The sequence below is a fragment of the Heliomicrobium sulfidophilum genome (genome assembly GCF_057715735.1).
In genome coordinates this window covers 72,462-98,509 of the sequence record NZ_JBVTZZ010000001.1, presented here as the reverse complement: position 1 = coordinate 98,509, position 26,048 = coordinate 72,462, and the positions used below count along the sequence as shown (strand labels likewise).

The 26,048-nt window shown below is 58.1% G+C and carries 23 protein-coding genes; 6 read left to right on the top strand and 17 right to left on the bottom strand.

Translation table 11 applies throughout. The features are described 5' to 3' along the window. The first annotated feature begins 355 nt into the window (after window positions 1–355). Window positions 356–2,125 carry an L-lactate permease gene (locus AC0CW1_RS00465; protein WP_488181184.1) on the top strand — a complete coding sequence of 590 codons (1,770 nt, stop codon included), beginning with the start codon at window positions 356–358 and terminating at the stop codon, window positions 2,123–2,125. A gap of 278 nt (window positions 2,126–2,403) precedes the next feature. Next, complete coding sequence (locus AC0CW1_RS00460; RefSeq protein WP_488181183.1) at window positions 2,404–2,979, top strand: TlpA family protein disulfide reductase; 576 nt, start codon at window positions 2,404–2,406, stop codon at window positions 2,977–2,979. A 169-nt stretch (window positions 2,980–3,148) separates the two neighbouring features. Here the strand turns inward: AC0CW1_RS00460 and AC0CW1_RS00455 are convergent, their stop codons facing one another. The 4 genes from AC0CW1_RS00455 to AC0CW1_RS00440 are packed head-to-tail and all read right to left on the bottom strand — an operon-like array spanning window position 3,149 to window position 8,594. After that, window positions 3,149–4,459 carry a (Fe-S)-binding protein gene (locus AC0CW1_RS00455; protein WP_488181182.1) on the bottom strand — a complete coding sequence of 437 codons (1,311 nt, stop codon included), beginning with the start codon at window positions 4,457–4,459 and terminating at the stop codon, window positions 3,149–3,151. A gap of 3 nt (window positions 4,460–4,462) precedes the next feature. Next, on the bottom strand, window positions 4,463–5,851 hold the full coding sequence (locus AC0CW1_RS00450; RefSeq protein ID WP_488181181.1) for an FAD-binding oxidoreductase: 1,389 nt from the start codon (window positions 5,849–5,851) through the stop codon (window positions 4,463–4,465). 20 nt (window positions 5,852–5,871) lie between these two features. Next, a complete protein-coding gene (gene ldhH, locus AC0CW1_RS00445; protein WP_488181180.1) occupies window positions 5,872–8,034 on the bottom strand; it encodes an L-lactate dehydrogenase (quinone) large subunit LdhH in 2,163 nt (720 codons plus the stop codon). Between the two features lie 5 nt (window positions 8,035–8,039). Further along, complete coding sequence (locus AC0CW1_RS00440) at window positions 8,040–8,594, bottom strand: LutC/YkgG family protein (RefSeq protein WP_488181179.1); 555 nt, start codon at window positions 8,592–8,594, stop codon at window positions 8,040–8,042. Window positions 8,595–8,838: 244 nt separating this feature from the next. Between AC0CW1_RS00440 and AC0CW1_RS00435 the strand changes: the two genes are divergently transcribed. Continuing rightward, on the top strand, window positions 8,839–10,215 hold the full coding sequence (locus AC0CW1_RS00435) for an MFS transporter (protein WP_488181178.1): 1,377 nt from the start codon (window positions 8,839–8,841) through the stop codon (window positions 10,213–10,215). Between the two features lie 68 nt (window positions 10,216–10,283). After that, window positions 10,284–10,445: a hypothetical protein gene (locus tag AC0CW1_RS00430; RefSeq protein ID WP_488181177.1), complete on the top strand. Its 162-nt coding sequence runs from the start codon at window positions 10,284–10,286 to the stop codon at window positions 10,443–10,445. A 102-nt stretch (window positions 10,446–10,547) separates the two neighbouring features. Here the strand turns inward: AC0CW1_RS00430 and AC0CW1_RS00425 are convergent, their stop codons facing one another. The 8 genes from AC0CW1_RS00425 to AC0CW1_RS00390 form a co-directional block, all read right to left on the bottom strand. Continuing rightward, window positions 10,548–11,090, bottom strand: a complete 543-nt coding sequence (locus tag AC0CW1_RS00425; RefSeq protein WP_488181176.1) for a 2-oxoacid:ferredoxin oxidoreductase subunit gamma family protein — start codon at window positions 11,088–11,090, stop codon at window positions 10,548–10,550. 1 nt (window position 11,091) lies between these two features. Continuing rightward, the gene (locus AC0CW1_RS00420) at window positions 11,092–11,841 is read right to left on the bottom strand and encodes a thiamine pyrophosphate-dependent enzyme (protein ID WP_488181175.1); all 750 of its coding nucleotides are present in this window, start codon (window positions 11,839–11,841) and stop codon (window positions 11,092–11,094) included. 3 nt (window positions 11,842–11,844) lie between these two features. Next, window positions 11,845–12,948, bottom strand: coding sequence for a 3-methyl-2-oxobutanoate dehydrogenase subunit VorB (locus tag AC0CW1_RS00415; protein ID WP_488181174.1), 1,104 nt, complete (start codon window positions 12,946–12,948; stop codon window positions 11,845–11,847). Between the two features lie 18 nt (window positions 12,949–12,966). Then, entirely contained in the window at window positions 12,967–13,173 is a 207-nt protein-coding gene (locus tag AC0CW1_RS00410; RefSeq protein WP_488181173.1) for a 4Fe-4S binding protein, read from the bottom strand. A gap of 497 nt (window positions 13,174–13,670) precedes the next feature. After that, entirely contained in the window at window positions 13,671–14,792 is a 1,122-nt protein-coding gene (locus AC0CW1_RS00405) for an ABC transporter permease (protein WP_488181199.1), read from the bottom strand. 55 nt (window positions 14,793–14,847) lie between these two features. Then, on the bottom strand, window positions 14,848–15,642 hold the full coding sequence (locus AC0CW1_RS00400; RefSeq protein ID WP_488181172.1) for an HlyD family secretion protein: 795 nt from the start codon (window positions 15,640–15,642) through the stop codon (window positions 14,848–14,850). A gap of 138 nt (window positions 15,643–15,780) precedes the next feature. Next, complete coding sequence (locus AC0CW1_RS00395) at window positions 15,781–16,689, bottom strand: stalk domain-containing protein (RefSeq protein WP_488181171.1); 909 nt, start codon at window positions 16,687–16,689, stop codon at window positions 15,781–15,783. A 252-nt stretch (window positions 16,690–16,941) separates the two neighbouring features. Then, on the bottom strand, window positions 16,942–17,733 hold the full coding sequence (locus AC0CW1_RS00390; protein ID WP_488181170.1) for an MBL fold metallo-hydrolase: 792 nt from the start codon (window positions 17,731–17,733) through the stop codon (window positions 16,942–16,944). Between the two features lie 199 nt (window positions 17,734–17,932). On the opposite strand from AC0CW1_RS00390, the gene AC0CW1_RS00385 reads away from it, so the two are divergent. After that, entirely contained in the window at window positions 17,933–18,745 is an 813-nt protein-coding gene (locus tag AC0CW1_RS00385; protein ID WP_488181169.1) for a type III pantothenate kinase, read from the top strand. Window positions 18,746–18,822: 77 nt separating this feature from the next. On the opposite strand, the gene AC0CW1_RS00380 is transcribed toward AC0CW1_RS00385, so the two are convergent. The 5 genes from AC0CW1_RS00380 to scpC form a co-directional block, all read right to left on the bottom strand. Further along, window positions 18,823–19,998, bottom strand: coding sequence for a hypothetical protein (locus AC0CW1_RS00380; protein ID WP_488181168.1), 1,176 nt, complete (start codon window positions 19,996–19,998; stop codon window positions 18,823–18,825). Window positions 19,999–20,004: 6 nt separating this feature from the next. Continuing rightward, on the bottom strand, window positions 20,005–20,988 hold the full coding sequence (locus tag AC0CW1_RS00375; RefSeq protein ID WP_488181167.1) for a phosphodiester glycosidase family protein: 984 nt from the start codon (window positions 20,986–20,988) through the stop codon (window positions 20,005–20,007). Between the two features lie 81 nt (window positions 20,989–21,069). Further along, the gene (locus tag AC0CW1_RS00370; protein ID WP_488181166.1) at window positions 21,070–21,846 is read right to left on the bottom strand and encodes a carbon-nitrogen family hydrolase; all 777 of its coding nucleotides are present in this window, start codon (window positions 21,844–21,846) and stop codon (window positions 21,070–21,072) included. 170 nt (window positions 21,847–22,016) lie between these two features. Next, window positions 22,017–23,255: an acyltransferase gene (locus tag AC0CW1_RS00365; protein WP_488181165.1), complete on the bottom strand. Its 1,239-nt coding sequence runs from the start codon at window positions 23,253–23,255 to the stop codon at window positions 22,017–22,019. A gap of 250 nt (window positions 23,256–23,505) precedes the next feature. Then, window positions 23,506–25,002 (bottom strand): succinyl-CoA:acetate CoA-transferase ScpC, encoded by a 1,497-nt coding sequence (gene scpC, locus AC0CW1_RS00360; RefSeq protein WP_488181164.1) that lies wholly within the window; start codon window positions 25,000–25,002, stop codon window positions 23,506–23,508. Between the two features lie 424 nt (window positions 25,003–25,426). Between scpC and AC0CW1_RS00355 the strand changes: the two genes are divergently transcribed. Continuing rightward, the gene (locus AC0CW1_RS00355; RefSeq protein ID WP_488181163.1) at window positions 25,427–26,044 is read left to right on the top strand and encodes an exopolysaccharide biosynthesis protein; all 618 of its coding nucleotides are present in this window, start codon (window positions 25,427–25,429) and stop codon (window positions 26,042–26,044) included. Window positions 26,045–26,048 lie beyond the last annotated feature (4 nt).

Sequence of the window (26,048 nt, the reverse complement as noted above, 5' to 3'; positions counted from 1 at the left end):
AGTGATATTTCCACCTATTGCCTCCGCCCGTTCCCATTATTGAGGTCCGTTTTTTGTTTCTTTCGGGAAATCGAAAAAGTTTTCACATACGAGAAGGAGTTTTCAGATATTCAGAGAATAGTAATAAAAGTGTCGGTCAGACCATCATATCTCTTGTTGGTTAGTTCATCTTATCGTAAGATGACAATGGAGAAACGGTTTTGAACTAACCGGCAAGCACGTAGAGGGGGGATTACCGCCAACCGTCGCTGATTCTACGACAGGTCTTCCTGATTACAGTTTCCCTGCCTCACTGCACTTATCTTTGTGCTAGATGTCACATGCACTTTCTCAATTTGAAAGGAGGCCCCCAACTATGTGGACTCAAGTATACGATCCCATGGGGAATATCTTCTTGTCGGCCGCCATTGCCGTCATTCCCATCATCTATCTGTTCTGGGCTCTGGCCATTCAGAAGATGAAAGGCTTCATCGCCGGCACCACCACGACGACCATCGCCGTCCTCATCGCCATCGTCGTCTACGGCATGCCGGCCCAAGTCGCCATCGCATCGACGCTGCAAGGCGCCCTCTACGGTCTCTTCCCCATCTGCTGGATCGTCATCACGGCCGTCTTCCTCTACAACCTGACGGTAAAGAGCGGCCAGTTTGAGATCATCAAAGACTCCATCGCCTCCATCACCGACGACCGCCGTCTCCAGGCGCTGCTGATCGCCTTTTCCTTCGGCGCCTTCCTCGAAGGCGCTGCCGGCTTCGGCACTCCCGTCGCCATCTCGGCCGGTATGCTCGTCGGCCTCGGCTTTAACCCCCTCTACGCCGCCGGTCTCTGCCTGATCGCCAATACGGCGCCTGTTGCCTTCGGCGGTATCGGTATCCCCATCATCGTCGCCGGTCAGGTTTCCGGCATCGACGATTTCGCCATCTCCCAGATGGTCGGTCGCCAGCTTCCCCTGCTGTCCGTCTTCGTTCCCTTCTGGCTGGTCATGATCATGTCCGGTTGGAAAGGCGTTAAAGAAGTTTGGCCAGCCGCTCTCGTCTCCGGCGGCGCTTTCGCCCTCGGCCAGTGGTGGTCCGCTAACTACCTGGGCGCCATGCTCCCCGACATCATCTCCTCCCTCTGCTCCATCATCGCGCTGGTCATCTTCCTCAAGCTCTGGAAGCCCAAGAACATCTGGCGCTTTGAGAACGAACCGGCTGCCACCTACAACGCTTCCGCGGCCAACCTGACCTTTAAGAAAGTCCTGAAAGCCTGGAGCCCCTTCATCATCCTGACCATCTTGGTCGGCAACTGGGGCATGAAGGCTGTCAACGCAGTCCTCGATACGGTTACCATCAAGTTCGCCTTCCCTGTCATCCACAATGCTGTCATCAACCCGACCACCAATGCACCCATCGCTGCCATCTTCAAGTTCAACTGGCTCTCCGCTGCTGGTACGGCCATCCTGCTCTCCGCCTTCATCACTATGCTGATCGTGCGGATGCCTCTTGGTCAGACCCTCGGCATCTTCTGGGATACCGTCAAGTCGCTGAAGTTCCCCATGATCACCATCGCGTCCGTTCTTGGTTATGCTTATATCGGCAACTCCTCCGGCATGACCTACACTATGGGCATGGCCCTGGCCACCACAGGCGCCCTCTTCCCCCTCTTCTCGCCCGTCCTCGGCTGGCTTGGCGTCTTCATCACCGGTTCTGACACCTCGGCCAACGCCGTCTTCGGCAAGCTGCAAGCCATCACCGCCGACACGATTGGCACCGATCCCGTTCTGACCGTCGCTGCCAACTCTTCTGGCGGCGTCACCGGCAAGATGATCTCGCCCCAGTCTATCGCCGTCGCCACCGCCGCCACTGGCCTGGTCGGCAAGGAATCGGATCTGTTCCGCTTCACTGTCAAACACTCCTTGTTCTTCCTCGTGATTGTCTGCATTATCACCTATCTGCAAGCGACTGTCCTGAAGTGGATGATTCCCGTCTACCAGAAAGGTGTTGCTGCTGCTGCTGCCGCCAACTTGGCCCAGTTGCAGTCCGAAGGCTATATGCTCCTCGGCATCACCGCCGTCATCGTAGCCATCCTCGGCTTCTCCGTCATGGGTCAAACCGACAGCAAAGGCGCTTACTCCAAGCGCTAAACTGCCGAACCAAATCATCGATACACGGTTTACGCCCAGAATCTAGAATCTCCTGTGTTAAACCCCGCGCCCCCAGGCGTGGGGTTTTTTTCTCCTTATAGGCCATCTATCTCCCTTCGATCCACTGCTCTTCCGCACCCTCACTCTGCCCTTCCACCAATCCCCCCTTGCCACCCTGGCAAAAAAAAGGTAATATATAGAGGGACCAGATACCCCGTGGGGTATCTGTGAGAATTGCCTGTGCCAATGTAAATTTCCGTTTAGGGGGATTCGTGCCGATGAAAACAGCGATGACAAAGTGGTTCTTTGCCCCGGTGCTCGCCCTTTCACTGGCGGCAGGCGGTTGTATCTCCACCGATGCGGAGAGCGGCGGCAGCGGCGCTGGGAACCCCTCTTCGACAGCCTCCGATAACCCCGTGGCTGCAGTGAAGGGAAGGCCGGCGCCTGACTTCAAGCTCATGTCGCTCTACGGCAAGGAGGAATCCCTGTCCGCTTACAAAGGGAAACCTGTCGTGGTCAATTTCTGGGCTTCCTGGTGCCCTCCCTGCCGCAACGAGATGCCGGATCTGAACGAATTTGCCAAAGAATACGAGGGCAAGGTCGCCGTGCTGGGCGTTAACCTCACCTTTAACGACAAAGAGGCGGATGTACAGAAGATCGTGCAAAAGTTGGACATCAAATTCCCGATCCTCCTCGACAAAGACCCTTCTCATGCGGCGGCGGCGGCCTATGGGATTCAGCCGATCCCAGCCACCTTTTTCATTGATAAAGACGGGAACATCGCTGATGTCTTGATCGGCGCGGCACGGAGCAAAAACGATTTCGTCAAGCGCGTCGAGCCGTTGCTAAAATAACACATCCTCACATAGGGTCAGCTCAATGCGTTATCCGGGCTCTGAGATGAGCACGATAATAAAAGCAAAAGAGAGGCATGCCCTTTACCGGGACAAACCTCTCTTTTTCTTTATCTCACGTTAACCGGTCGGATGTTAAGGCTCCAGGCTTTTCGCCACGCCCTAACCTTTACCCCTTAATGACGCCGCTGTTCTTGTAGGATTCGTAGAGCAGCGCCACAGGGTGAACGGTGTCGATCTTGACGTTGGACTGGGCCAGGCCGTCTTCGATGGTCATCCGGCAACCAGGGCAGCCGGTGGTGGCCAGGGTGGCACCGGTGTTGCGGATGTTCTCGGCCTTTTTGGTGGTGATCTGTTTGGACAGGTCGTAATGGGTCAGGCTGAAGGAGCCGGCGCCGCCACAGCAGCGGGCCGCGTCTTTCATCTCGATGAAGCGAATGCCGGGGATGGCCTTCATGATCTCCCGGGGCTCGGCAGTGACCTTCATGCTCCGGGCCAGGTGGCAGGAGTCATGGTACGTCACCACATGCTCCACCTTGCCGAGGGGCTTTTGCAGGCCGCCCATCTTGATCACCAACGGGTTCACGTCGGTCGTCTTCTTCGCCAGTTTCTCCGCCATGGCCTTGTACTTGGGCTCATCATGGAGCAGGTGCGGGTAGTGTTCGGCGAAGGAGCAGACACAGGTGCCGCAGGCGGTAAAGATATAATCGAAGTTGTACTTCTCGTCAGCAGCCGTGAAGACCTCCAGGTTGTGGCGGGCCATGTCGCGGCCGATGTTGCGGTCGCCGTTGATGAAGACAGGGGCGCCGCAGCAGTGCTGGGCTTTCGGGATGATCACATCCACGTCGTTGGCGCGGAGGACTTCCACGATGGCCTTGCAGGTGTCGTTGTAGATGAGGTTGTTGACACAGCCGGTGAAGAAGGCAGCGCGCACCTTCCCTTTGCCGCTGTGGGCCGGGTTGAACTCGTCATACATATCCCGAGAATGAGTCGTGGCCAGGTCGGGGATGACGCGGCGCATATCCATGCCCATGACAGGCAAGCGCATGGTGCGGCCTTTCAGGCCTTCACCGCGCTTTTTCAGGGCCACGCCCTGGAAGTTGGCGCCCACCTTCAACCCGAGGTTGAAGAGACGGCGCAGCTTGAGGCCGCGGAAGATGGACTGCTTGATGAAGGGCAGGCCGACCTTCTCGGCCAGTTGGGCACGGGCGGCCAGGATGATGCCGACACATTGGACGCCGCAGGGGCAGTTGGCTTCACAGGCTTTGCAGGTCAGGCAGAGGGCAAACTTGTCCAGGACAGCATGGCTAGGCTGCAATTTGCCTTCCAGCACGTCCACAGCCAGACGGATCTTGCCGCGGGCCACAGCGCCCTCATGCATCGTTTCGGCATAAAGGGGGCAGACGGCTTGGCAGTTGCCGCACTTCATGCACTGATTGATCAGTTCCTGAGCTTTTTCCAGTGTTTTCAGATCGGCCATCACTTAGGACCTCCCCGCGACCATTTTTCCGGGGTTCAGCAGGTAATCGGGGTCAAGGGCTTCTTTGATGCGGCGCAGCACGTCCACACCGGTGGCGCCCAGTTCCCACTCGAGGTATTTCATCTTGGCCATACCGATGCCGTGCTCGCCCGACAGGGTGCCGCCCATGTCGACAGCGGCGCGGAAGATCTCGTCGACGGCCTTGTGGACCCGCTTCATCTGCTCGGCATTGCGCTCGTCACAGAGGATGGTGGGGTGCAGATTGCCGTCGCCGGCGTGGCCGAAGGTGCCGATGAGCAGGTCGTACTTCTTGGCGATGGCGCGAATCGCCCGCAGCATTTCGGGGATGCGGGAACGGGGAACGGTGGCGTCTTCCAAAACAGTCGTGGGCGATTTGCGGGCCAAAGCGGGCAGGGCGGCGCGGCGGGCAGCCCAGAGCTTTTCTCGTTCGGCGTCGTCGCGGGCTACTTGGACCTTGCCATTGAAGCGCTTACAGACCTCCACAACGGCTTGGGCTTCTTTTTCCACAACCTCGGGGATGCCGTCAACTTCGATGAGCAAAACGGCTTCGGCGTCGGTCGGCAGACCGGCCTTGGCGAAGGCTTCCACCGTTTCGATGGTTGTCTTGTCCATGATCTCCAGGGTGGCCGGAATGACCTTGGCAGCGATGATGCCAGCGATAGTCTTGCCGGCGTCATCGAGATCGCCGAAGATGGCCAGCATAGACTTTTTCGCTTCCGGCGCCGGGATCAGTTTGACGATCAGTTCGGTAATGATGCCCAGGGTGCCTTCCGACCCGGTGAAAAGCTTCACGAGATCATAGGCGGTCACGTTTTTGACGGTCTTGCCGCCGGCGCGGAACTTCTCGCCGTTGGCCAGGACGACTTCCAAGCCCATAATGTAGTGCTTGGTGACGCCGTACTTCAGGCCGCGCAGGCCGCCGGAGCACTCCGCCGTGGAACCGGCCATGGTGGCCGTCGAAACGGTGCCCGGATCGGGCGGGTAGATCAGGCCATAGGGGGCGACAGCGGTGTTCAGCGAGGCGATGATGACGCCCGGTTGGACGGTGGCCGTCAGGTTTTCGGCGTCGACCTCCAGGATTTTGTTCATCAGTTGGAAGGTGACCACGAGACCGCCCTTGAGGGGGATGGTGCCGCCAGACAGGTTGGTGCCAGCGCCGCGGGGATAGACGGGGGTCTTGTACTTGCTAGCGATGCGCATGATCGCCTGTACTTCTTCCGTGGTCTTGGGCATGACGACAGCGTCGGGGCGTTGGGACGGGGCGTCGGCCGTTCCATCAAAGGAGTAGCAGGCCAGATCTTCGACGGTGGTCAAAACCCGCTCTTTGCCGAGCAGTGCTTCCACTTCCCGGATCGCTTGTTGTACGGACATGAATGAATCCTCCTCTTTCTTTAACCTTTGCGCAGCGCTTCCGCTAGGACCTCGGCGGTGTGTCGGATCTTCACGGAACTGTGACGCTTATCTAAACCACCGGAAATCTGCATGACGCAGCCGGGGCAGTCCACACAGACAAGTTCGCTGCCCGTGGCGGCGATGTTGTCAAGCTTCTTCTGCAGGATCGGGGCGGAGATTTCGGGGAACTTGACCAGGTAGGAGCCGGCCATGCCGCAGCACTGATCGGAATCTTTCATCTCCACCAGTTCCATGCCGGCCACTTCGGTGAGCAGCTTGCGGGGTACATCGGAGAGATGCAGGTGGCGGCGGTAGTGGCAGGAATCATGGTAGGTGAACTTGCCCTTGAGGCTCTTCTTTTTGCCGGGCGCCTTGACGCCCAGTTCCTCGGCAAGGGCGGAGAAGTCGCGGACCTTGGCGGCCACCTTTTTGGCGCGTTCACACCAGGCGGGGTCGTCTTTGAGCACCTCGATGATATCTTCCATCATGGCGACAGTGCAGGTCGGGCAGGCAGAGACGATATAGTCGGGGTTGCCCTCTTCCATGGCGGCGACGTTCTGCTTGACCAGTCGGATCTGGGACTCCGTGTCGCCCATATACTTGGACGGAGCGCCACAGCAGGCCTGATCCCAAGGGAAGTAGACTTCACAGCCAGCATGTTCGAGGACGTCGTAGACGGCAGTGCCGATGTGGGGGTAGCAGAAGTCGATGAGACAGCCGGCGTAGAAGTTGACCCGCTTTTTCTTGCCCGTGTTCTTCTTCTCGCGCTCCTTGGCGATGTCGCGGAAGGGCTTCGGCGCCACCGCCGGCAGGCTCCGTTCCTTCGTCAGTTCGGAGAAGAAGAAAGGCAGATGGCGGATGAAGGGCTTGCCGCCGGTCAGGGGGAACTGGCCGACAGAGGCGACGCGCAGCAGGCTGTGCATGAGCTTGCGGTTGGCGACGACGTTGAAGATGGCCTTGGGGATCAGGCCGATGCCTTTTTTCTCGGCCATACGACGGCGCATCTCCAGGATCAGATCAGGGATGGGGATTTTGCCGGGGCAGACCTCGGTGCAGCGACCGCAGCCGAGGCAGAGGTTTTGCGGCTTTTCGGCGTCGGTGGGATCGTTGAAGAAAAAGGTCAGGATGGCGCCGATGCCGCCGGCGTAGATATGACCGTAGACGTGTCCGCCGACCATCTGGTAAGCGGGGCAGACGTTCAGGCAGGAGGCGCAGCGGATGCACTGCCAGGCTTGTTTGAACTTGGGGTCCTTCAGCATGTCGCTGCGGCCATTGTCCATGAGGACGATGTGCAGTTCCTTGTCCTGGACCTGGCCGTCGACCTCGGTGGGGGTGACGCCGGTGACCATGGTGACATAGCTGGTGATCAACTGGCCAGTGGCGCTCTTCGGCAGGGCCTTGATGATGTTGGCCGCTTCCTTGAAGTCCTTGATCACTTTTTCGATGCCGACGAGGGCGACGTGGACGCGTGGCAGGGTCGTGGTCAGGCGGGCGTTGCCCTCGTTGGTGACGGTGGCGATGGTGCCCGTCTCGGCGACGGCGAAGTTGGCGCCGGAGATGCCCATATCGGCTTCGATGAACTTGGTCCGCAGTTCGACGCGGGCCTTTTGCACCATGAGGGGGATATCGGGCGGGATGTCCGATTTCATTTCCTTGCTGAAGTAGCCGGCCACCTGCTCCTTGGAGAGGTGGATGGCGGGCATGACCATGTGGCTCGGCTTCTGGCCGGCGAGTTGGATGATCCATTCGCCCAGGTCGGTCTCGTTGACGATCAGGCCGGCTTTTTTCAGGTGATCATTCAGGTGGATTTCTTCAGAGGCCATGGACTTGGATTTGACAATCTTTTTGACTTTTTTCTCAATGGCCAGGTTGGCGATGTAGCGGTTGGCATCTTCGGCCGTTTTGGCGAAGTAGACCTTGGCGCCCCGCTTGGTGGCGTTCTCAGTGAAGAGCTTGATCAGTTGATCCAGGTTTTCGCCGTTTTTGGCTTTCGCGCAGGCGATCTCGCCGCGCAGCGCCTCAATGTCCACACCCTGGTAGGCGTTTTTCCGGGCTGTCGGGTAGGCGTCAGCGAAGCGGCTGAGGGCGCCCCGCATAACCTGGTCGTTGAGGGCCTTTTGAATCGACGCTTTGAAGTCTTGGTTGTGCTGCTCGTTGGACATTCCTCTTACACCCCTTCGTCGACGAGAATTACGATCAGCTTGCTGGGGCCGTGGACGCCGATGGTGAGCACCCGCTCGATGTCGGCCGTCCGGCTCGGGCCGGAGATGAAGGACATGTAGCCAGGAACCGTGCCATAATCTTTAACGACCGTTTCCAGCGCCTCGGCGACAGTCGGGAGAATCTTGTTGAAGGGAACAACAGCGATATGGGTTGGTGGCAGCATGGTCACAGCGCGGCCCAGGGGATCTGTCTCGGGATGAAGGATTGATCCTGTCTCCGCAACCGCATACGGGACGAAAGTAACACCCACATCGGTGACGTCGAGTTCATGGCGATCGAGTTTTTCGGAAATGGTGACCCCGGTCTTGGCCAGCGTGGCCCGGCAGTTGGTCTTCTCCAGTTGGGGCGTGGGAAAGAGGTGAACCCGTTTCGCCTTCAGCTCTTTGACCTGTTCGGCGATCAGTTCGCCGGCTTGGGCCCATGTGCCCACACGGTGAACCTGAGCGGACATGACCCCCGCCTTTTCCTTAAAAACGGAAAAAAGTTTTTCCGAGGACACGTTTCTTCCAACTCCTTTTATTCATATCGATTGGACGGTCAGACCGGTCTGGGATGATTGCCATGTTAAAAAAAGTACAAACAGATGTTCAGATGGTCTGACCACCAATCTGAAATCCTATTCGACGTTTGATCCCGGAATCCTCCTTCTGCCTTCCGGGAATTATAAAATGTCGCTGCCATTTTTTCCACTTCTCTAGGGGAAAAGGCGAGACGACGATCGAAAGGCAGGAGGCGGTGACCGAGTGCAATGGCGCGATCAGGTTGACAAGCGAAACTTCTATTTTATGACAGCCAACGGCTCCCTCTACTTCACGGCGCTCGCCTTTATCGACGGCACCATCGTTGTGCCCCTCTTTCTCAACCAACTCACCCAGTCGCCGGTCCTGGTAGGTTTGGCCTCCACAGTGCGCACGGTCGGTTTTTTCTTGCCGCAGATTTTGATGGCCGGCTGGGTGACCGGCGCCACCCGACTAAACCGTTTCATCTTCCGCCTGCACCTGACGACACGCCTACCGTTGCTTCTGCCGGCGCTGGCGATTTGGTTCGACGCGCCGCCGGCGCTTGTGGCCTTGCTGTTCCTAAGCGCCTACACCCTGTTCGCCTTCGGCGAGGGCATCGCCCAAGTGCCCTGGATGGATGTCTTCGGCCGGACCATCGACGACTCCCACCGGGGGAAGCTCTTCGGAACGATGCAAGCCCTCGGCGGCCTGGGCGCGCTGGCCGGCACCCTTGTCGTGCAGCGCGTCTTTGCATCGCCCCGCTTGACCTTCCCCGATAACTTTGCCCTCCTCATCACCATCGGCGCTGCTTTTATGTTCATATCGACAACCATGATCCGCCTGGCAATCGATCCGCCGAAAACGAAAGAGAAGGCGAGTGAGTTATCAGTCACCCATGTGGTCAGCCGGATCCCCCAGTACCTGGCCGAGCACCGCCTCTTTTCCCGGATGCTGATCGTTCAGGTGCTGACTAGTTTCAACGTGCTGGGCTTTCCTTTCTATATTCTCTATGTGCGGGAGGCAGGCGCTCTCCCTCCCTGGGCGCCAGGCATCCTCTTGTCGCTTCAAGTGCTCGGCCAGGTGGGCGGCGGTCTGCTGTTGGGGTATCTGAGCGATCGCGCCGGCAACCGACGGACGATCATGACCGTAACGACGATCAACATCGCCGTTCCCCTGCTCATCCTCCTTTCGCAGCGGCTGACGGGGGGCGCCGCCTTCGCCGGCACAGGCCTTGGCTTCATGTTCCTCGGCGCCTGTTTCGGCGGATGGCTGGGCTTCGTCAACTACCTGATGGAGACGACGCCAGTGGAAAAGCGCCCCATCTATGTGAGCCTCTCCAACCTCTTTTCCGCTCCCGTCGCCCTCCTCCCCATCACCGCCGGCGCCTTCCTCCGTCTCGTGCCGATACAGTGGATATTCTGGGTCGTGGTGGTGATCGAGGTGGTCGCGCTACTGCTGGCCTACCGGCTGCCGGAGCCGCGGGAGCTTGGGGAGGTGGGGACGCTTGGATCGGTTGGCGCCGTTGGAAGGGTCGATAAGGCGGAAGAAAAACAGCCATCTCAGAAAAATGGAGCGCCCTTTGGCAGACCCGCTTACCGTCCTGATGAGGAAAAGGAATGAAGCCGCTGGGACTAGCAAAAGCTATGCGCAAAATAGGCATATATCGGGAACGATAGGAGGAGGAAAACATGGACAAAGGGATACTGGGCGACCCCCATGCAACCAAGACGGAACAGGTGGACAAGCACAGCAATGTGAAACCCAAATCGAACATGAAAACGGTACAGTTGACGCCGAATTCTAAGGTCAATGTGCCGCAGGATTCGCCGGTGAAAGACTTGCCACGATAAAGAAACACCCATGGAAATGAAAAAAACCGGGACATTTTCCCGGTTTTTCTATTTCCATGGGTGCATTGTCAGATGAGTGATAGAGCTGTACATCGCTGAACCTTACCGACGAAGCGCCTGCTCCATCCCTGTTTCCAGGGCTGAACGGTTGACCGGAAGCAGGTTATGCCGGCGGGGTGGCAGGATTTTTTGCAAGGCCGCCATGATGGACTCCTTGTCGACGACGTTCGTCAGGCCGAGGAGCGCCCCCAGAAGGAACATATTGGCCACCTTCAGGTTGCCCAGTTGGTTGGCCAGGTCGTTGGCGGCCAAGCGGAGTTGCGTGATGTCCCTGCGCAGGCTGGACTCGCCGATCAGAGACGAGTTGACCAGCAGCAGTCCGCCCGGGACGAGCAGGGGGCCGAACTTCTCTAGTGAAGGCTGGTTGAGGACGATGGCGCCTGTCGGCTCATAGACAATGGGCGAGGCGACAGGCCGGTCAGAGACGGTGACGGCGCAGTTGGCCGTGCCGCCACGCATCTCGGGACCGTAGGAGGGGATCCATGCCACATGTCTTCCTTCTAACATCCCGGCGTAGGCCACCAGTTGACCCATCAACATGACGCCCTGGCCGCCGAAGCCGGCGAATATCAATCGGTGTTCCATCTTACTCCACCCCCTCGGGGACCCGAAACTCCTTGATCGGGTAGTAAGGGATCATCTGCTGCTCCAGCCACTTGTTGGCGTCCAGTGGCGTCATTCCCCAGTTGGTGGGGCAAGCCGACAGGACCTCGACAAAGGAGAAGCCCCTTCCCTCCTGCTGGCACTGGAAGGCGTGGCGGATCGCTTTTTTCGCCCGCACGACCTGGGCTGGCGTATGTACGGAGACGCGGCTGATGAAGGCAGGGCGCTGCAAGGTGTTCAGCATCTCGCAAACCTGGATGGGCGCCCCGTCAGCGCCGGCGTCGCGGCCTTTCGGGGCTGTCGTCGTCGACTGGCCGAGGAGGGTCGTCGGCGCCGACTGTCCGCCGGTCATGCCATAGATGGCGTTGTTGACGAAGATGACCGTCACATTCTCGCCGCGAGCCGCCGTGTGGATGATCTCCGATGTGCCGATGGCGGCTAAATCGCCGTCGCCCTGGTAGGTGAAGACGATCCGGTCCGGCAGCGCTCGCTTGACGCCGGTAGCGACTGCCGGCGCACGGCCGTGAGAGGCCTGGATGAAGTCGGTATCGATGTAATCGTAGATAAAGACCGAACAGCCTACAGGAGCAACCCCGATCGTCCGAGGCGCCAGTTCCAGTTCATCGATAGCTTCCGCCACCAGCCGGTGAATGATGCCATGATGGCATCCAGGGCAGTAGTGGGTGGCCACATCGCGCAGGCAGTCGGGCCGGCTGAATACTTTTGTTCCCATCGCTTAGGCCGCTCCTCCCTCGTTTGGTTTCGCCGTCCCGGCGTTCGCCTTTTTCTCGGCCAGTTCCTCCAGACGGGCAGCGATCACCCGGGGGTCAGGGACCATGCCGCCGGAACGCCCGTAAAACTCGACGGGCTGCTGGCCGTTGACGGCCAAGCGCACATCTTCCACCATCTGACCGGTGCTCAATTCCACCGTGAGGAACCATGCCCCAGCTTCCGCCGCTTCACGGAGCGGCGCCGCCGGGAAGGGGAAGAGGGTGATCGGCCGGATCAGGCCGGCGCGGATACCTTTTTCGCGGACCATGTCGATAGCGGCCATGCAGAGGCGGGCCGCCGTACCATAGGCGACGGCGATGATCTCGGCGTCCTCAGTCCGGTAGCCTTCAAAGCGCGTCTCCCGCTCCCCCATGGCGTCATACTTGGCGCGCAGGTGGTCGCAAAAGCGCTCGGCTTCCTCCGGTTTTATATATAAGGAAGTGATTAGTTTCGCTTTCCCATTGTCCCCTTTCCCCGTCGTGGCCCAGGGCTTCTCGACGGTTTTTTCGGGAGACGGTTCGGGCAGGACGACAGGCTCCATCATCTGGCCAAGGACGCCGTCGCCCAGGATCAGGACAGGGTTGCGGTACTCGTCGGCTTTCTCAAAAGCGAGCGCCGTCAAGTCGACCATCTCCTGGACAGAGGCTGGCGCCAGCACCAACAACCGGTAGTCGCCATGACCGCCGCCTTTGGTGGCCTGGAAGTAGTCGCTCTGGGTCGGGGCGATCCCTCCAAGACCCGGTCCAGTGCGCATGATGTTGACGATGACTGCCGGCAGTTCCGAACCGGCGATGTAGGAGACACCCTCTTGCTTGAGGCTGATACCGGGCCCGGACGAGGAGGTCATGACGCGGACGCCGGCGCAAGCGGCGCCGAAGACCATGTTGATGGCGCCGATCTCACTCTCCGACTGAAGAAACGTTCCGCCCACCTCAGGCAGGTGGCGGGCCATGTACTCGAGCAATTCGTTTTGGGGCGTGATGGGATAGCCGAAGAAAAAGCGGCAACCAGCCCGGATGGCCGCTTCGGCCAGGGCCTCGTTCCCTTTCATCAGCACCTTTTCGGCCATTTTTATTCACCTTTCTTCCTATTTCTCCACTTCGATGACCAGATCAGGGCAGACACGCGCACATAGTGCGCACCCCCTGCATTTTTCCATATCCGTCACCACGGCTGGCTGAAACCCTTTGGCATTCAGGCGGCTTTCATCCATGACGACGATCCCAACCGGACAGGCAGCCGTACAGAGGCGGCACCCCTTGCAACGTTCTTCCCGGAATATGGCTTTCGGCAACGACAACACCTCCCCGGCTGATGATTTGTTAGGTCTATCTATTCGAAAGGTTTCGAATATTTTGTGATTAAAAGATCTATCTCTGCGCATTAGCGTAAGATTCAGTGGTAGGTGATCGCAGCCCTCGCGCTTATGGGCGGACGTAGCCCCAGCCGTCTCCTGTCTCAGGCCAGACGTAGCGGTCGCGGGCATTTTGAGCGGAGCGGCAAGACGCGACTGTATCCCCAACCGTCCCCTGTCCCAGGACGGGGCATTGGACTGCGAGGTTTTGCGCGGAGCGGCCAAGAGCGACTGCAGCCCCAACCGTCCCTGTCTCAGGCCGGGGGCATTGGACTGTGAGCGGTTTGCGCGGAGCGGCGAAATGCGACCGCAGCCTGTGGAGCGGTAAGGGCGCCATGGTTCACATGCAGAAAAGCCCAGAGGTTTGGCGCCCAAGCGGAACAGGCAAGGGAGCCGCCGCGCAGCGCTAAGCGAACAGTCCAATGCCCCCGGCCAACCTAATCGAGCCGCTTCCGAAACCGCCGCAAAGCCACCACAAACAAAAAGACCGTAAAAGCCGCTAGCGACAAAACCTCGCGGTACATCTCCCCCATTCCGATCTGTTTCAGGAAGATGCCACGCAGGATCACCAAAAAGTCTGTCAAGGGAATGAAGTTGCCCAGAAGGCGGATCACAGAAGGCATTGTTTCACGCGGGAAGACAAAACCGGAGAGGAGGATGCTGGGCAGAATGAAGGCGAAGGCCATCTGCATGGCCTGCAACTGGTTATCGCTGTAGGTGGACATGAGCATGCCGATGCTGAGGGAAGTCAAGATAAATAAAAAAGCCAGTCCAAACAGCAAGGGAAGGCTCCCCCGGACCGGAACAGAGAACCAGGCGCTGCCAGCGATCAAGACGAGAGTAAAGGAGATCATGCCAACAATGATGTAGGGGCAGAGCTTGCCCAGAATCAGTTCGGCAGGGCGGACGGGCGTAACGATCAACTGCTCCATGGTGCCCCGTTCTTTTTCCCGGACAAGGGCAAAGGCCGTTAACGTCATCGTCACGTTTTGCATAATCAGACCGATCAGGGCAGGAATCGTGAAGAAGTGAGTTTTCAACTCCTGATTATACCAGATTCCAATGCGCGCTTCCAAGGGAAAAGGCGGCGGCGGAGATAGTTTTTTCTCGCGCAAAAGCCGGGCACCGCGCGCCTGCACGAGTGATTGCGCCACCTGCAGCGCCTGCCGGGTAGACTGGGGCTCCGTCCCATCGACGAGCACCTGGATTGTAGTCGGCAATCCCGCCTGCATGTTGGCGGCAAAGTCAGGCGGGATGATCAGCGCCACCCGGCACCGTCCTGTCGCCAGCGATCGCCCCACTTCGCCATACCCTTCGGTTCTCTCCCTGATCTCAAAGTAGGTGCTGTTGACAAAAGCTTGCAACAATTCGCGACTTTCCCTGCTGCGGCACTGATCCCAGACGATCGTCGGCAAGCGCCGCACATCGGGATTGACGCCATAGCCGAAGATAAAAAGCATCATCAGCGGGATGCCGACCGCCATGGCAAGACTGGGCCGATCTCGCCACAGATGGAGGAATTCCTTGCGAAAGACAGACCAAAAGGGTATCCAGCGCATGCCTTTCAATCGGTGACAAGCCTCTCCTTTCCCCGAGCAGAGCGCTTCCCTTGACTTACCCCTCCCCGCCGTCCGGCGTCACATGGACGGGCATTCCCGGCCGCAACCGCTCCCAGCCTTCCTGAATGGCGACCTTTACGGCAAAAACGAGATCGCTCCCGTCGTCATCGACGCCGTTGACGATGACGGGGGAAAACTCCTCCTGTTCGCTGATCTGTTCCACCCTGCCGGCGAAAGTCTCCGCCCCCTCGATCACACGCACCCTTCCCCCCGGAGAAAACTGGGGCAATGCCTTCGCCGGGACATAGATGCGGACCGTCAAATCTCGCCGGTCGATAAGGGTGGCGATGGGCGTCCCCGCTCCGACAGCCTGCCCCGTTTGGATATGGATGCGTTGCACCGTTCCCTCCTGCCAGGCGCGGATATCATGACGCTCCAGTTCCCAGCGAGCCATGTCCAGGGAACGTTCTGCCTGGGCGATCTGCGCCGTAAAAAGCTCGGGGGTTTCAGCACCGCCCTTTGTCCCCTGTGCCGCGCCAGATGCCCGCAAGGCGGCAAGGGCGGCCTCGGCCTGCCGAAGGCGCAGTTCCGCATAGGTTCCATCCACTCGAGCGATCACCGTTCCTTCCGTTACCATGTCGCCTTCTCGAACAGACAAACCTTGAATCCGTCCGGCCACTTCCGCCGCAACGATGAAGGTATGAGATTCGATGAAACCAGCGTAACGGAGCAGGTCTGAATGAGAGCCTTTTAGTCTCGATAGCTGCTCATCCCTCAAATCCGGCAGAAAAGCGGCCGCCCCCAGAAGGCAAGTCAAGGCCAAGAAAATAAGAACGTTCTTTAACCTCATTTATTGCCCCCTTCGCATTTTCTGTCAGCTCCGGTAATCGCCCTTTTACTTCAAATACCTTCACTTATTTTGTCCCTTGGCTAACCAAATCAAAAACAAAAAGCCACAACGGATTCACACCGTCATGGCTAAAAGAAACTAGTTCAACACCCCAACCCGCCGCTCATGAACCTTATAAGCCCCCCGGTCATCGGGTCGCAGCACATAGGTTACTTTTTGTCCTAAAAAGTCAAACCTTCCCTCCCCCGGCAGATAAGCCTCTACCAGAACCTCTTCCGACGTCCGGCTCGCAATGCGCCAGCTATGGACTGCCGTCGCGTCAATCAACAAACCCTCTGCCGGTTTCGTCGCTGCCGCCATCTCTTTGCCGTCGTACTGGCTCTTCCACAAGCCCTGAACATTGTCCCGAGACCAGTAGGCGCCGAGAAACCGCTGCAGGTCCTCTTCGCGATGGATCACCGGAGGCGGTTCGAGACCGCGTTCTTTTAACAGTTTCGTGTTTTCCTTCGTCGCCGCTCGCATCCAGAGGATCTCGGCCCACCGGGTAAAAGCCAGATAATCCTCGTCGCACCAAGGAACTCCGCCCCGCAAAAAGCCGGTCATCCTATCCCGGTCCCAGGTCCAGCCATCGCCCAAGTGGCGGGCAAGCCAGTAGACAGGCACCAGCATCCGGTCATCCTCGATCTTGCCGGAAACGCGATTCCCCCGTTCCCAGGGGAACCACTTATGATTCAACGGCGCAGCCTGCACCTCCAGGCAAAGGTTGTCCCGCCGAATCAGAGCTCTCCGGTTTTTGTTATCATAGCTCACATCAGCCCCCAATGCCTCAGCCAGCGGGCGCAAAGGGGCCAGGATATAACCCCGCTCCAAGCGGGGTTGGGGAGCGAACTCCATAGGCAACCCGTTTAACACGATGACGGGCCGCTTATCTGTGCTAGATCGGCCAGATGGCGCGGTCAGTTGGGCCTCACTCCATTCGGAGGAGGGCAACAGGAGGAGCAACAGGACGACTGCCGCGAAAAAGGTTTTTCTATTGAACAGTCTCAATTCACTTCCCCCACCGCGTTACTCAGATAATAGACAAACTCAATGTATTATACGCAGCTTAATACCATATTATTCCATTTGTCTTTGGTTTTTTGTGACTTCCCTGATTGTTGAAGAAAACCTGTTGGCCGTTCCAGCACTTGAGAAAACAAAAAAACGCCGGCCTCCAAAAGCCGGCAGCAGTCGTTCACGGACAATGCCTCGATTTCTACTGTTCTTGAAGTCTCTGTTATTCCTGAAGGATCAATCGGTCTACGAAGCCACCCGGATGCTCATGCCGTCTTCGGCGAGCATGAAGCGGGGCTGTTTCAATCCGTGATGGACCATCAGCCGTTCATAGTTCTCCCCTTCGGTGAGGTGGACGAGCACCACCTGCTTTGGCCCTGTCTTCTCCATCAGCCGCACCACATCATGGAGAGAGGAGTGTTTTCCAGCCGCCTCATCGGCGCCGTTGCACTCATGGATGAGGCAGGTGGCGTCTGCGCCCACCGTCTCCAGGAGTGGATTGTAGACAGTGTCCGCCGAGTAGACCACTTTTGTGGGCTTTTTTTCAGGCATATCCTTTAATTCTTCTAAGAAAGATATGCCCATCGTGGGGATGCCGTGGATAGCCGGAAAGGTGGAAACGGTCAGCGAACCTTCCTTCAGGGCCTCCGTCTCCTTCTCTTCCAAGGACTGTTCACGGAATTCGATGGGAAACATGTTCGGTTTGGCCGTCAGTTCAAAGAGATCCAGCAATCCCTGGACGATCGGCCGCGCCCCTGCCGGGCAATAGATAGGCAGCAGCGTTTTCCGGCCGGCCAACCACAGGCTCTGGATCAGGGCAGGGAGACCGTAGGTGTGATCGGGATGACCGTGGGTGATCAAGAGGGCATGCAAATCGTCGGGATGGACGCCTGCCTTGACCAGTTTGGGCCAGGGCGCGCCGCCGCAGTCGACCAGATAGGCGGAACCGGCGTCAAGGTGCTGGACCAGAAAAAAGGTGCTCTCCCGATTGGCGTAACCCATGCCGTTCCCCGTCCCGAAGAAGGTGATGCGAAACATGGCAGACTCCTTTCATGAGACCTAACATGGCGGTCATGATCGCATTGCGGGCAATGGTAGTCTTTCCATTTTCGTGAAAACTAGTGTCGTCTCCTGCTCACGAATTGGACGCAAGGTCGCCAAATGCGCAGACGCACATTGCCTTGAGAAGCAGTTCCCGCTAGACTAAGACCATAGCGAATGAACGGAGGAATCAATCTTGCTGCTTGTTCTCGACATTGGCAACACGAACATCGTCTGCGCCGTCTTTGACGGTGATGATCAAAAAGCCTTCTGGCGCCTGGCCACCGACCGCCGCAAAACAGTAGACGAATACCGCATCCTCATGCTGGAGGCCATGGAAGCCAAGCTGATCTCGCCGGGGGAAATCGACAGCGTCGCCATCTCCTCTGTCGTCCCCCCTGTCAACCCGGTCCTCGTCAAGATGTTCCGTGACTACTATGGTCTCCAGCCCCTGCTCGTACAACCGGGCATCAAAACGGGGCTTAACATCAAGATCGACGACCCGCGCGCCCTCGGACCGGACCGGATTGTCAACGCCGTCGCCGCCTACCACCTCTACGGCGGTCCCGTGATCATCGTCGATCTGGGAACGGCGACGACCCTTTGCGCTGTCAACGAAAAGGGGGATTTCCTCGGCGGGGTGATCTGCCCAGGCATCGGCATATCGGTGGAAGCCCTCGTCGCCCATGCGGCCAAACTGCCTCGCGTGGAGATTACCAAGCCGGAACAAGCGATCGGCAAAAATACAGTCGCCGGCATGCAGTCTGGGATCTACTACGGCTATGTGGGCATGGTGGACGGCCTGGTACGGCGGTTTAAAAATGAGATGGGGGAATCATCTGATTCCCCCATCAAGGTCGTCGCCACTGGTGGCTTCGGCGAACTGATCGGTCGAGGCTGCGCCACAGTGGACCATATTCATCCCTCCCTGACGCTGGAGGGCTTGCGCTTACTCTACGAGCGCAACCGTCCGACCGCCTTGACGCGGCGGGCGAACCCGCAACGTTAACGTTACATCTCAGCCTCAGCCTTGACCATGCCAACACAAAACCATCGACCCGCCGCCTTATCCTGCGCGATGTTGCATTAAAACGACAGCAGCCACAAGTCGCCGCCCGAAGTTCCAGGGCGGATTAGACCGACAAAATGGTTATCGCTGTCGATCAGGCGGGCCCCCGCTTCAAAGGAAAAGACGGAGGGGCTCTCGCTGCCCTTCGGGTAGACCTTTAGCAGCAACTTCGGCTCGTCCATGACGACCAGTTGACCCTCCGGTCCGATGGCCAGCCGGTCTCGGTGGGCTGTCTCGGGCAAGCGGATGCTCTTTTCCAGCTTCTTGCCGTTCCATACCCACAGTTCCTGCACCTGGCGGCCTGTTCCTTGCCCCAGATAGAGGTTGTTCTTCGTGTCACTTCCGATGAGAAGGTAATTGAGCGCCTGTCCCGCCGCCGGGCTGGTCAGTTGGGTGCCCTTGATCCCTTGCACCAACGGCTTGCTGGCGCTGTCGCCGCTCCAGAACTCGGCATAGACCTGCCCCTGGGCCGGGTTGACGCTGAGCCGCTCCACGTTAGTCCCTGAGCGCAGGGCAATCTTCGAGGCGTCATGCTGGATATCGACCCGGTAAATGCCGGTCGTCTGGCGCGAGTCGCCAAGGGTCAGGTAGAGCAGGTTCGATTGGGCCGACACGACCGCCTCCTTGACCTCGTCGGCAGCCGTCAACCCACGGATGCGGGTCGAGAAGATCCGCTGCCCGCCGTCGGCGTTCAGGAAAGAAAACTCCAACTGCTTGGAGGAGGGATTGCTCGGCAGGGGTCGCTTGTCCACACGGTTCATCGAATCGACCAACACCTGGTTGGCCGTTTTGCCTTTTGCCGAGGAAGGCGCAGGCAGGTTCACCGGCGCCGCCGACTGCTCCGTAATCAGCAAGAGGCGGTTGCGGTCGTTCAGCCACTGCACCAAGGCCACCCGCTGGCCAGGGGGCGTCTTTTCGCTGTAAAAGGCGCGTTCCTCATCGATATCCCAGACGGTGAAACCGTCGCCATCATTCCAGACCAGGTACTCCCCTTTATAGGAGAGGGAAAACTGCTTCGCCCGATCGAGCGGTGCGTTGACCCGGAGCTGCCGCCACTGGCTTTTCGCCGCCGGCAGACGGTGATCATCAGGGTTGACAGCCTGAGCGGCCCATTTTTCGAGCCCCCAAAAAAGGCCGCCTTGCAACAGGACCGCCAGGAGGACCATCGAGCCGATGGCTTTGATGGTTTTCATCATTCTCTATATTCCTCCCTTGGACTGCTTAGCAGGCAACACAACGAAACTCGTCGGGATGTAGCGGATCCCGAAGACGCTTGAAGGCTGGTTGATCACCTTGCCGTTATAGACCATCGTCGTTGAAGCGCCGCCGTCGAGGTTGCCGGCCGTCACAGCGCCGTACTTGATCAGCAGGTCCTGCAATTCCCGCAGCGTGGCGCCGATGGAACCAATCTGACGTCCGTCGATAACGACGATGACGATGGCCCCGTCAGCCCGCTGGCCGATACCGGTCCGGGGCGCCACACCCCAGCCGCCGTCACCGGAGGTGATGGTCGGCTTGCCGTTGACGACAAGGGGCGGCCCGAAGGTGACCACTTCGCTGATATCCATGCCGCGCAGTTCCCGCGCCGAATAGCGGCCCACGATCATCTGGCCCTTCTTGGTGAGCCCAATGATGTTTTCTTTCTGATCCTCATCGATGACCGAGATGAACTGACCTCGGCTGACGGTGACCCCGTCAGGATAAGCGCCGTTCCCCTGGCCGTTCGGGTCGATGAAGCCGCCGCCGTTGACAGCCGCCACGGCACCTTCCCGCTGGGCCATCTCGGGAACCGTCTCCCCGGCTTCGCCGAGTTTCGACGAGACAGCCACCTTGAGCCGTAGCGGGTCGTGAACGGTCATCACCTTGCCGGTGAAGCGATATCCCTGGATATCCTCCACCTCGATGCGATCAGAGCCTTTGCTGTTGGCATGGGCGATCGTGACACCATTCAGAGTTGAGCGGATGCTTTCATCGGCCTCAAAGCGGCCCAGGATCTCCCTGATGCGCTCATCTGACAAGAACCACTCGGCCACAAAACCATGGCGTGATGTCATGATGGAACCGACCACCATCTGCCGCAACGAAGGAACGGGACCGTAGAAGACGAGCAGCGGTCCCATGATCACGCCCACCAAGATATTGACGACCATGAAGAGGGCAATATTTTTGATCAAAGATTTCAACCAGGTCCCCCCCGTAAATCTACACAGGCTTTTCCACATCTTAGATTATACGTTTCACCGAAGGGACGGGCAATGGCAAAATTAGTACAGATCCACCCGACGATCGGCAAAGACGGTTATCTTCCGACGAACCCGCTCGACCTTGTCCCTGTCGATCTCGGTCCAGAGCCAGCCTTCCTCCTCGCCGGCCTCGGCGACGATGCTTCCCCATGGATCAATGACCATGGAATGACCAGCGAAAGCGACCCCTTTTTCATCCCTGCCGGTCCGGTTGCAGGCGATCACATAGCACTGGTTTTCGATCGCCCGAGCCTGTAAGAGGACGCGCCAGTGGTCGAGACGGGAAAGGGGCCACTGGGCCGGGATGAAGAGAAGCTCACAACCGGCCAGGACGGTCTTGCGGACCCACTCGGGAAATCGCAGGTCATAGCAGATCACTGCGCCGCAAGGAACCACGCCGATGCGAAAATTGCCGGCGGCGGAACCGGCAGCCAGGTAGCGATCCTCCCCCATCAGGCCAAAGAGGTGCGCCTTTTCATAGGTGAGGACCCTCTCCCCTCCCGGCGTGTAGGCATAAAGGGTATTGGCAAACCTTCCGTCAGCGCCTACCGGGGAGGAGCCGCCGATGATCGTTGCCCCTGTCTCCCCGGCCCAGCCAGCGAGGAGGCTGCCAAAGGGCCCGCCGTCATCAGCCAGCGCAGCCAGGTTGGCCAGGTCATATCCCGTCGTCCACATCTCCGGCAGGACCAGCACGTCCGGACACTGTTCTCGCGCCTCTGCCATATACCGCGCCACTGTCGCTTCATTCGCCTTTCGCTCGCCACTGCGCACGTTGAACTGTAAAAGTCCGACTTTCAATCAACTTCCTCCCAACTATTCACATTATCCACAGATTTATCAACAGTTTTTTCCAAAATAACAGGAAGATGGCACCCTGTAGGGAGGTGGCGCGACGTAAGAACCTGCAAACTTACTTTTTCTGGAATTTATATGCCTGTTTGTCCTCCATTATACCACGGCGGCTCTTTTTACACTGAAGGAGGGTTGGGATGGTTGGCCGACTTAGCCGACGTATCTGATGCGGCAGCGAGCATTTCCGCTGTCTGCCTGGGTTCGATGAGGCGCTTCCGGCGCGAACTAGCGCCGACAAGCCATTCCCCTTTCGGCATCAGACCGCTCAGAATCGTCAATGCCAGTGCGCCGGCCACACAACCGATGAAAGTCAAAGCCAACGCCAGCAGGGGCGGAAGGGTATGTAGATAAGGCCGGAGCGCCCTGGCAGCCAGGTCAAGGGTGAGGGCATGGGCCAGATACAGGCCATAGGAATGTTTCCCCAGCAGGTGTAGCAATCGGCTCAAGGGGTTGTCGGAAAAGCGCCACCGCGCCGCTAAACCGTAGGCGAGCACAATGATGCTTACCGAATAGAGGAATTGGGACGGGCGCAAGGAGGTGGCGATGTTGACATCCAGGACGACGCCTGCCGGTCCTTCTGTGATACCCCTGATCAGTTGCGCCGTCACCCAGAAAAAGAGGACCGCAAAGAGTGCGCCGTTCCACCATAAGACCTTGGCGGTCCACTCCCGCCACCGGCTCACAGCCAGGCCGGCCACGCCGCCGAGGATGAAATAAAAGATCCAAAAAAGGAAGGTCCGGTCGCGATAATCGCTGACGAGTTGCCATGCCTTCGAAAGCGCCAGCGGTTCGCCCACACGGGGGATCACCGAGTGAGACAACCAGGTGAGCGCCAGATAGAGGATTCCCAACAGGCCGATCAGGGCGAACAGCCGGCCTTGGGAACGGCCCATCCTGCTGAGGCGACGAAAGCCCCACCGGAAGACGGGGTAGAAGAGGTAAAACTGAAAGATCATGACGACAAACCATAAGTGGTAACTGCCTTCGCCTGTTATCAGTTGTTTCACCAACGCACGCACCCAAAGGATGGCCGATTCGGACGGTTGCCCGGCGTAAAAAGCGAAAAAGAGAGTCCAGGCGAGGTAAGGAATCAGGATCTCCTGGACGCGGCGACGGAGAAAGCGGGGATAGTCCAGTTGGTCGTAGTAGTTGTAGAAGACGACCATGCCGGTGATGAAGACGAAGGCGGGAACGGCCAGTTTCGCCAGGATGAAGAGTATGGCATAGGCTACAGCGTCTTCCATGACTACGTCTGGCTGGTGGATGTAAACACCGAGCGCATGCTGCAAGACTACGCCGAGAAAAGCGACACCCCGCAGGAGTTGGATTTCTTCAATGACGCTTTTTTTCGTCATAGTCAAACCCTCTTTCGGGCAGAAAGTCTTCGATGGCAAAAAGCGAAAAAGCAAGTCGCAAATGCTCAAAAAAAGTCCAATAGAATAAGTCTAGCACCGGCTTAGTCCGGCAACAAGGGAGATTTGATGATTCCGCTGCCGGAGGAACCCGTTAAGCACAATGCAAAAAGGAAGCCGATCCTGGTCCGGATCGGCTCCCTTTTTCGTCTTTGATGTCCATTTGACTGCTTCTATTGAAACGAAGTCTAAATTAGTCCTTCATCGTGCCTTCTTTGACGAACTTGGCGTGCCAGGAGAGGGCTTTTTCGATGACGTGGGGCGTGTGGCCGCCGCGCTGGAGCGCCTCTTCATAGTAGGCCATCAGTTGCGGCTTGTAGTCGGGGTGGGCACAGTTTTCAATGAGTACCAGGGCACGATCGCGGGGGCTGAGGCCACGCAGGTCGGCCAGGCCCTGCTCCGTGACGATGACATCGACGTCATGCTCTGTGTGGTCACAATGGGAGACCATGGGCACAATGCTGGAAATCTTGCCATCCTTGGCGGTGGACTTGGTGCAGAAGAAGGTCAGGCGGGCGTTGCGGGCGAAGTCGCCGGAACCGCCAATTCCGTTCATCATCTGGGTGCCCATGATGTGGGTCGAGTTGACGTTGCCGTAAATGTCGACCTCGATGGCCGTGTTGATGGCGATCAGGCCGAGACGACGGGCGATCTCAGGGTTGTTGGACAGTTCCTGGGGCCGCAAGACCAGACGGTCGCGGTACTTGTCCAGGTTTTCCAGCACCTCTTCATGCTTGGCCGGAGAGATGGTGAGGGAGCAGCCGGAAGCCATCTTGATCTTGCCGGCGTCCATCAGTTCGAAGACAGCGTCCTGGAGTACTTCCGAGTAGACTTCCAGGTCGCTGAAATCGGTGTTGAGGAAGCCGTAGAAGACAGCGTTGGCGACAGAACCAACACCGGACTGGAGCGGGGCCAGGTTGGGGCCCAGGCGACCAGCTTCCACTTCTTTGCGGAGGAAGTCAATCAGGTAGTTGGCCATGGTGGCTGTCTCTTCATCGGCCGGCGTCATGGCAGCGTTCACATCGGCCTGGTTGGTGATGACGATGGCCTTGATCTTGTCCGGATCGACAGCCAGGGTGGTCGTGCCGATGCGGTCGCCGGGGTGCTTCAAGGGAATCGGTTCGCGGTCGCCATGAGGTGCCGGCATATAGAGGTCGTGAAGCCCTTCCAGAGCCAGCGGTTGGGCCAGGTTCAGTTCCACGATGATGGTGTGAGCCATGTGGGCAAAAATCGGGGTGTTGCCGACAGCGGTGCTGAGGACTAGATGGCCCTCTTCCGTGATGGCAACAGCTTCGATAATGGCCACGTCAACGGGCGGAAGCGCACCGGAGCGAAGAAATTCGGCTGTATGGGAAAGGTGCTGATCCATGTAATGGACCTTGCCAGCGTTGAGGTTCTTGCGCATCCCTTTGTCAGACTGGTAGGGCAAACGCATATTGACGATGCCGGCGTCAGACAGAAGGGTGTCAATTTTTGAGCTGATAGAGGCGCCGGTGAAGAGGTTGATCTTGAACGGCTGACCTTCTTGTTTAACCCGCTCGACCAGGGCGACAGGAACCGCCTTGGCGTCGCCGGCCGGCGTGAAACCGCTGAAACCAAGTGTCATGCCGTCTTCGATCAGCATGGCGGCTTCTTCTGCAGACACAATCCGATCTTTGAATGACTCGTTTCGCAAGCGCTGCGAGAGCATTACTCCGAACCCCCCACAAAAAATCGTAGTATGGTACAATGATCAGACCACTAGGACACTTTTACTGTAGCATAGGCGCTTGTGAATTTCAACACTTATTCATCGGCCTGGAAATTGTCGAATAAATGCGAAAAAACCGGAAAATAGCACTAAGATCCTTTTGTCATTTTATCGACACCAGGGGGTAAGTTCAAGAACGTACTTTTAACAAGTGATTTACAGGCATGTTTAGGACAAAGCAAACGGCGCAGGCTATAAGGGGGTCGTCACCTGTGCTCAGGGACACTTTTTCTTATGGTTGGCGGCTCTCCGCTTCTTTACTTCCCCTCTAGAATTTGAGTACAATAGTAGCGATGCGATCATGAGAATCTATTCTTCTTTCGGCGCAGCGCAAATCACGTAGACCAGGGAAGGATGCGACGCAGTGCGAGAGGGTAACCGCTTTTCCAAAGAACTGGAATTGTTTAAAAGCTCCTTGCCGGAACAGGGCACTACGCTCCGGCATATCCTCGACCGTTTCGGCGAACAGGGCCTGTTGCTTCTGAGCGCCATTCTGACGATCCCCTTTTTGTTTCCTGTCTCGATCCCCGGAACCAGCACGCCCTTCGGGCTCGTCATCGCCCTTGTCGGACTCGGTCTCATGACCCAGAAGACCCCCTCTTTCCCCGAAAAGATCATGGACCGGCCCATCTGCTCGAAAAAGCTGGGAACAGCGCTGCACCGCGGTGTCAGCCTCTTTGAACGGATGGAGCGGATCGTTCGGCCACGCTGCGCCTCTGTCACCCACGGCCGCCTTGCGCAGCGCTTGAACGGCTTTTTGTTGTTCCTCTGCGCGCTGCTGCTGATGATCCCCCTCCCGCTCCCCTTTACCAACGCCCTGCCGGCCTACGGCATCCTGCTGCTATCGATGGGCTTGTTGGAAAAAGACGGCTACCTCGTTCTATCGGGCTATGTAATGACCGCCGTGGCGACGGTCTATATCTCCCTGATCGGGATCATGGGGACGATGGGTATGCAAAAAGTCCTTGACTTGGTGCTCTAGGCTA

Excerpts from the sequence above, each read along its gene's own strand:
- scpC (WP_488181164.1), bottom strand. The coding sequence starts at position 25,002 with ATGCTCTCGCAGCGCTTGCGAAACGAGTCATTCAAAGATCGGATTGTG.
- AC0CW1_RS00450 (WP_488181181.1), bottom strand. The coding sequence starts at position 5,851 with ATGTCCGTACAACAAGCGATCCGGGAAGTGGAAGCACTGCTCGGCAAA.
- AC0CW1_RS00460 (WP_488181183.1), top strand. The coding sequence starts at position 2,404 with ATGAAAACAGCGATGACAAAGTGGTTCTTTGCCCCGGTGCTCGCCCTT.
- AC0CW1_RS00365 (WP_488181165.1), bottom strand. The coding sequence starts at position 23,255 with ATGACGAAAAAAAGCGTCATTGAAGAAATCCAACTCCTGCGGGGTGTC.
- AC0CW1_RS00405 (WP_488181199.1), bottom strand. The coding sequence starts at position 14,792 with ATGCGCTGGATACCCTTTTGGTCTGTCTTTCGCAAGGAATTCCTCCAT.
- AC0CW1_RS00455 (WP_488181182.1), bottom strand. The coding sequence starts at position 4,459 with ATGGCCGATCTGAAAACACTGGAAAAAGCTCAGGAACTGATCAATCAG.
- ldhH (WP_488181180.1), bottom strand. The coding sequence starts at position 8,034 with ATGTCCAACGAGCAGCACAACCAAGACTTCAAAGCGTCGATTCAAAAG.
- AC0CW1_RS00425 (WP_488181176.1), bottom strand. The coding sequence starts at position 11,090 with ATGGAACACCGATTGATATTCGCCGGCTTCGGCGGCCAGGGCGTCATG.
- AC0CW1_RS00400 (WP_488181172.1), bottom strand. The coding sequence starts at position 15,642 with ATGAGGTTAAAGAACGTTCTTATTTTCTTGGCCTTGACTTGCCTTCTG.
- AC0CW1_RS00415 (WP_488181174.1), bottom strand. The coding sequence starts at position 12,948 with ATGGCCGAAAAGGTGCTGATGAAAGGGAACGAGGCCCTGGCCGAAGCG.
- AC0CW1_RS00465 (WP_488181184.1), top strand. The coding sequence starts at position 356 with ATGTGGACTCAAGTATACGATCCCATGGGGAATATCTTCTTGTCGGCC.
- AC0CW1_RS00380 (WP_488181168.1), bottom strand. The coding sequence starts at position 19,998 with ATGAAAACCATCAAAGCCATCGGCTCGATGGTCCTCCTGGCGGTCCTG.
- AC0CW1_RS00390 (WP_488181170.1), bottom strand. The coding sequence starts at position 17,733 with ATGTTTCGCATCACCTTCTTCGGGACGGGGAACGGCATGGGTTACGCC.
- AC0CW1_RS00420 (WP_488181175.1), bottom strand. The coding sequence starts at position 11,841 with ATGGGAACAAAAGTATTCAGCCGGCCCGACTGCCTGCGCGATGTGGCC.
- AC0CW1_RS00430 (WP_488181177.1), top strand. The coding sequence starts at position 10,284 with ATGGACAAAGGGATACTGGGCGACCCCCATGCAACCAAGACGGAACAG.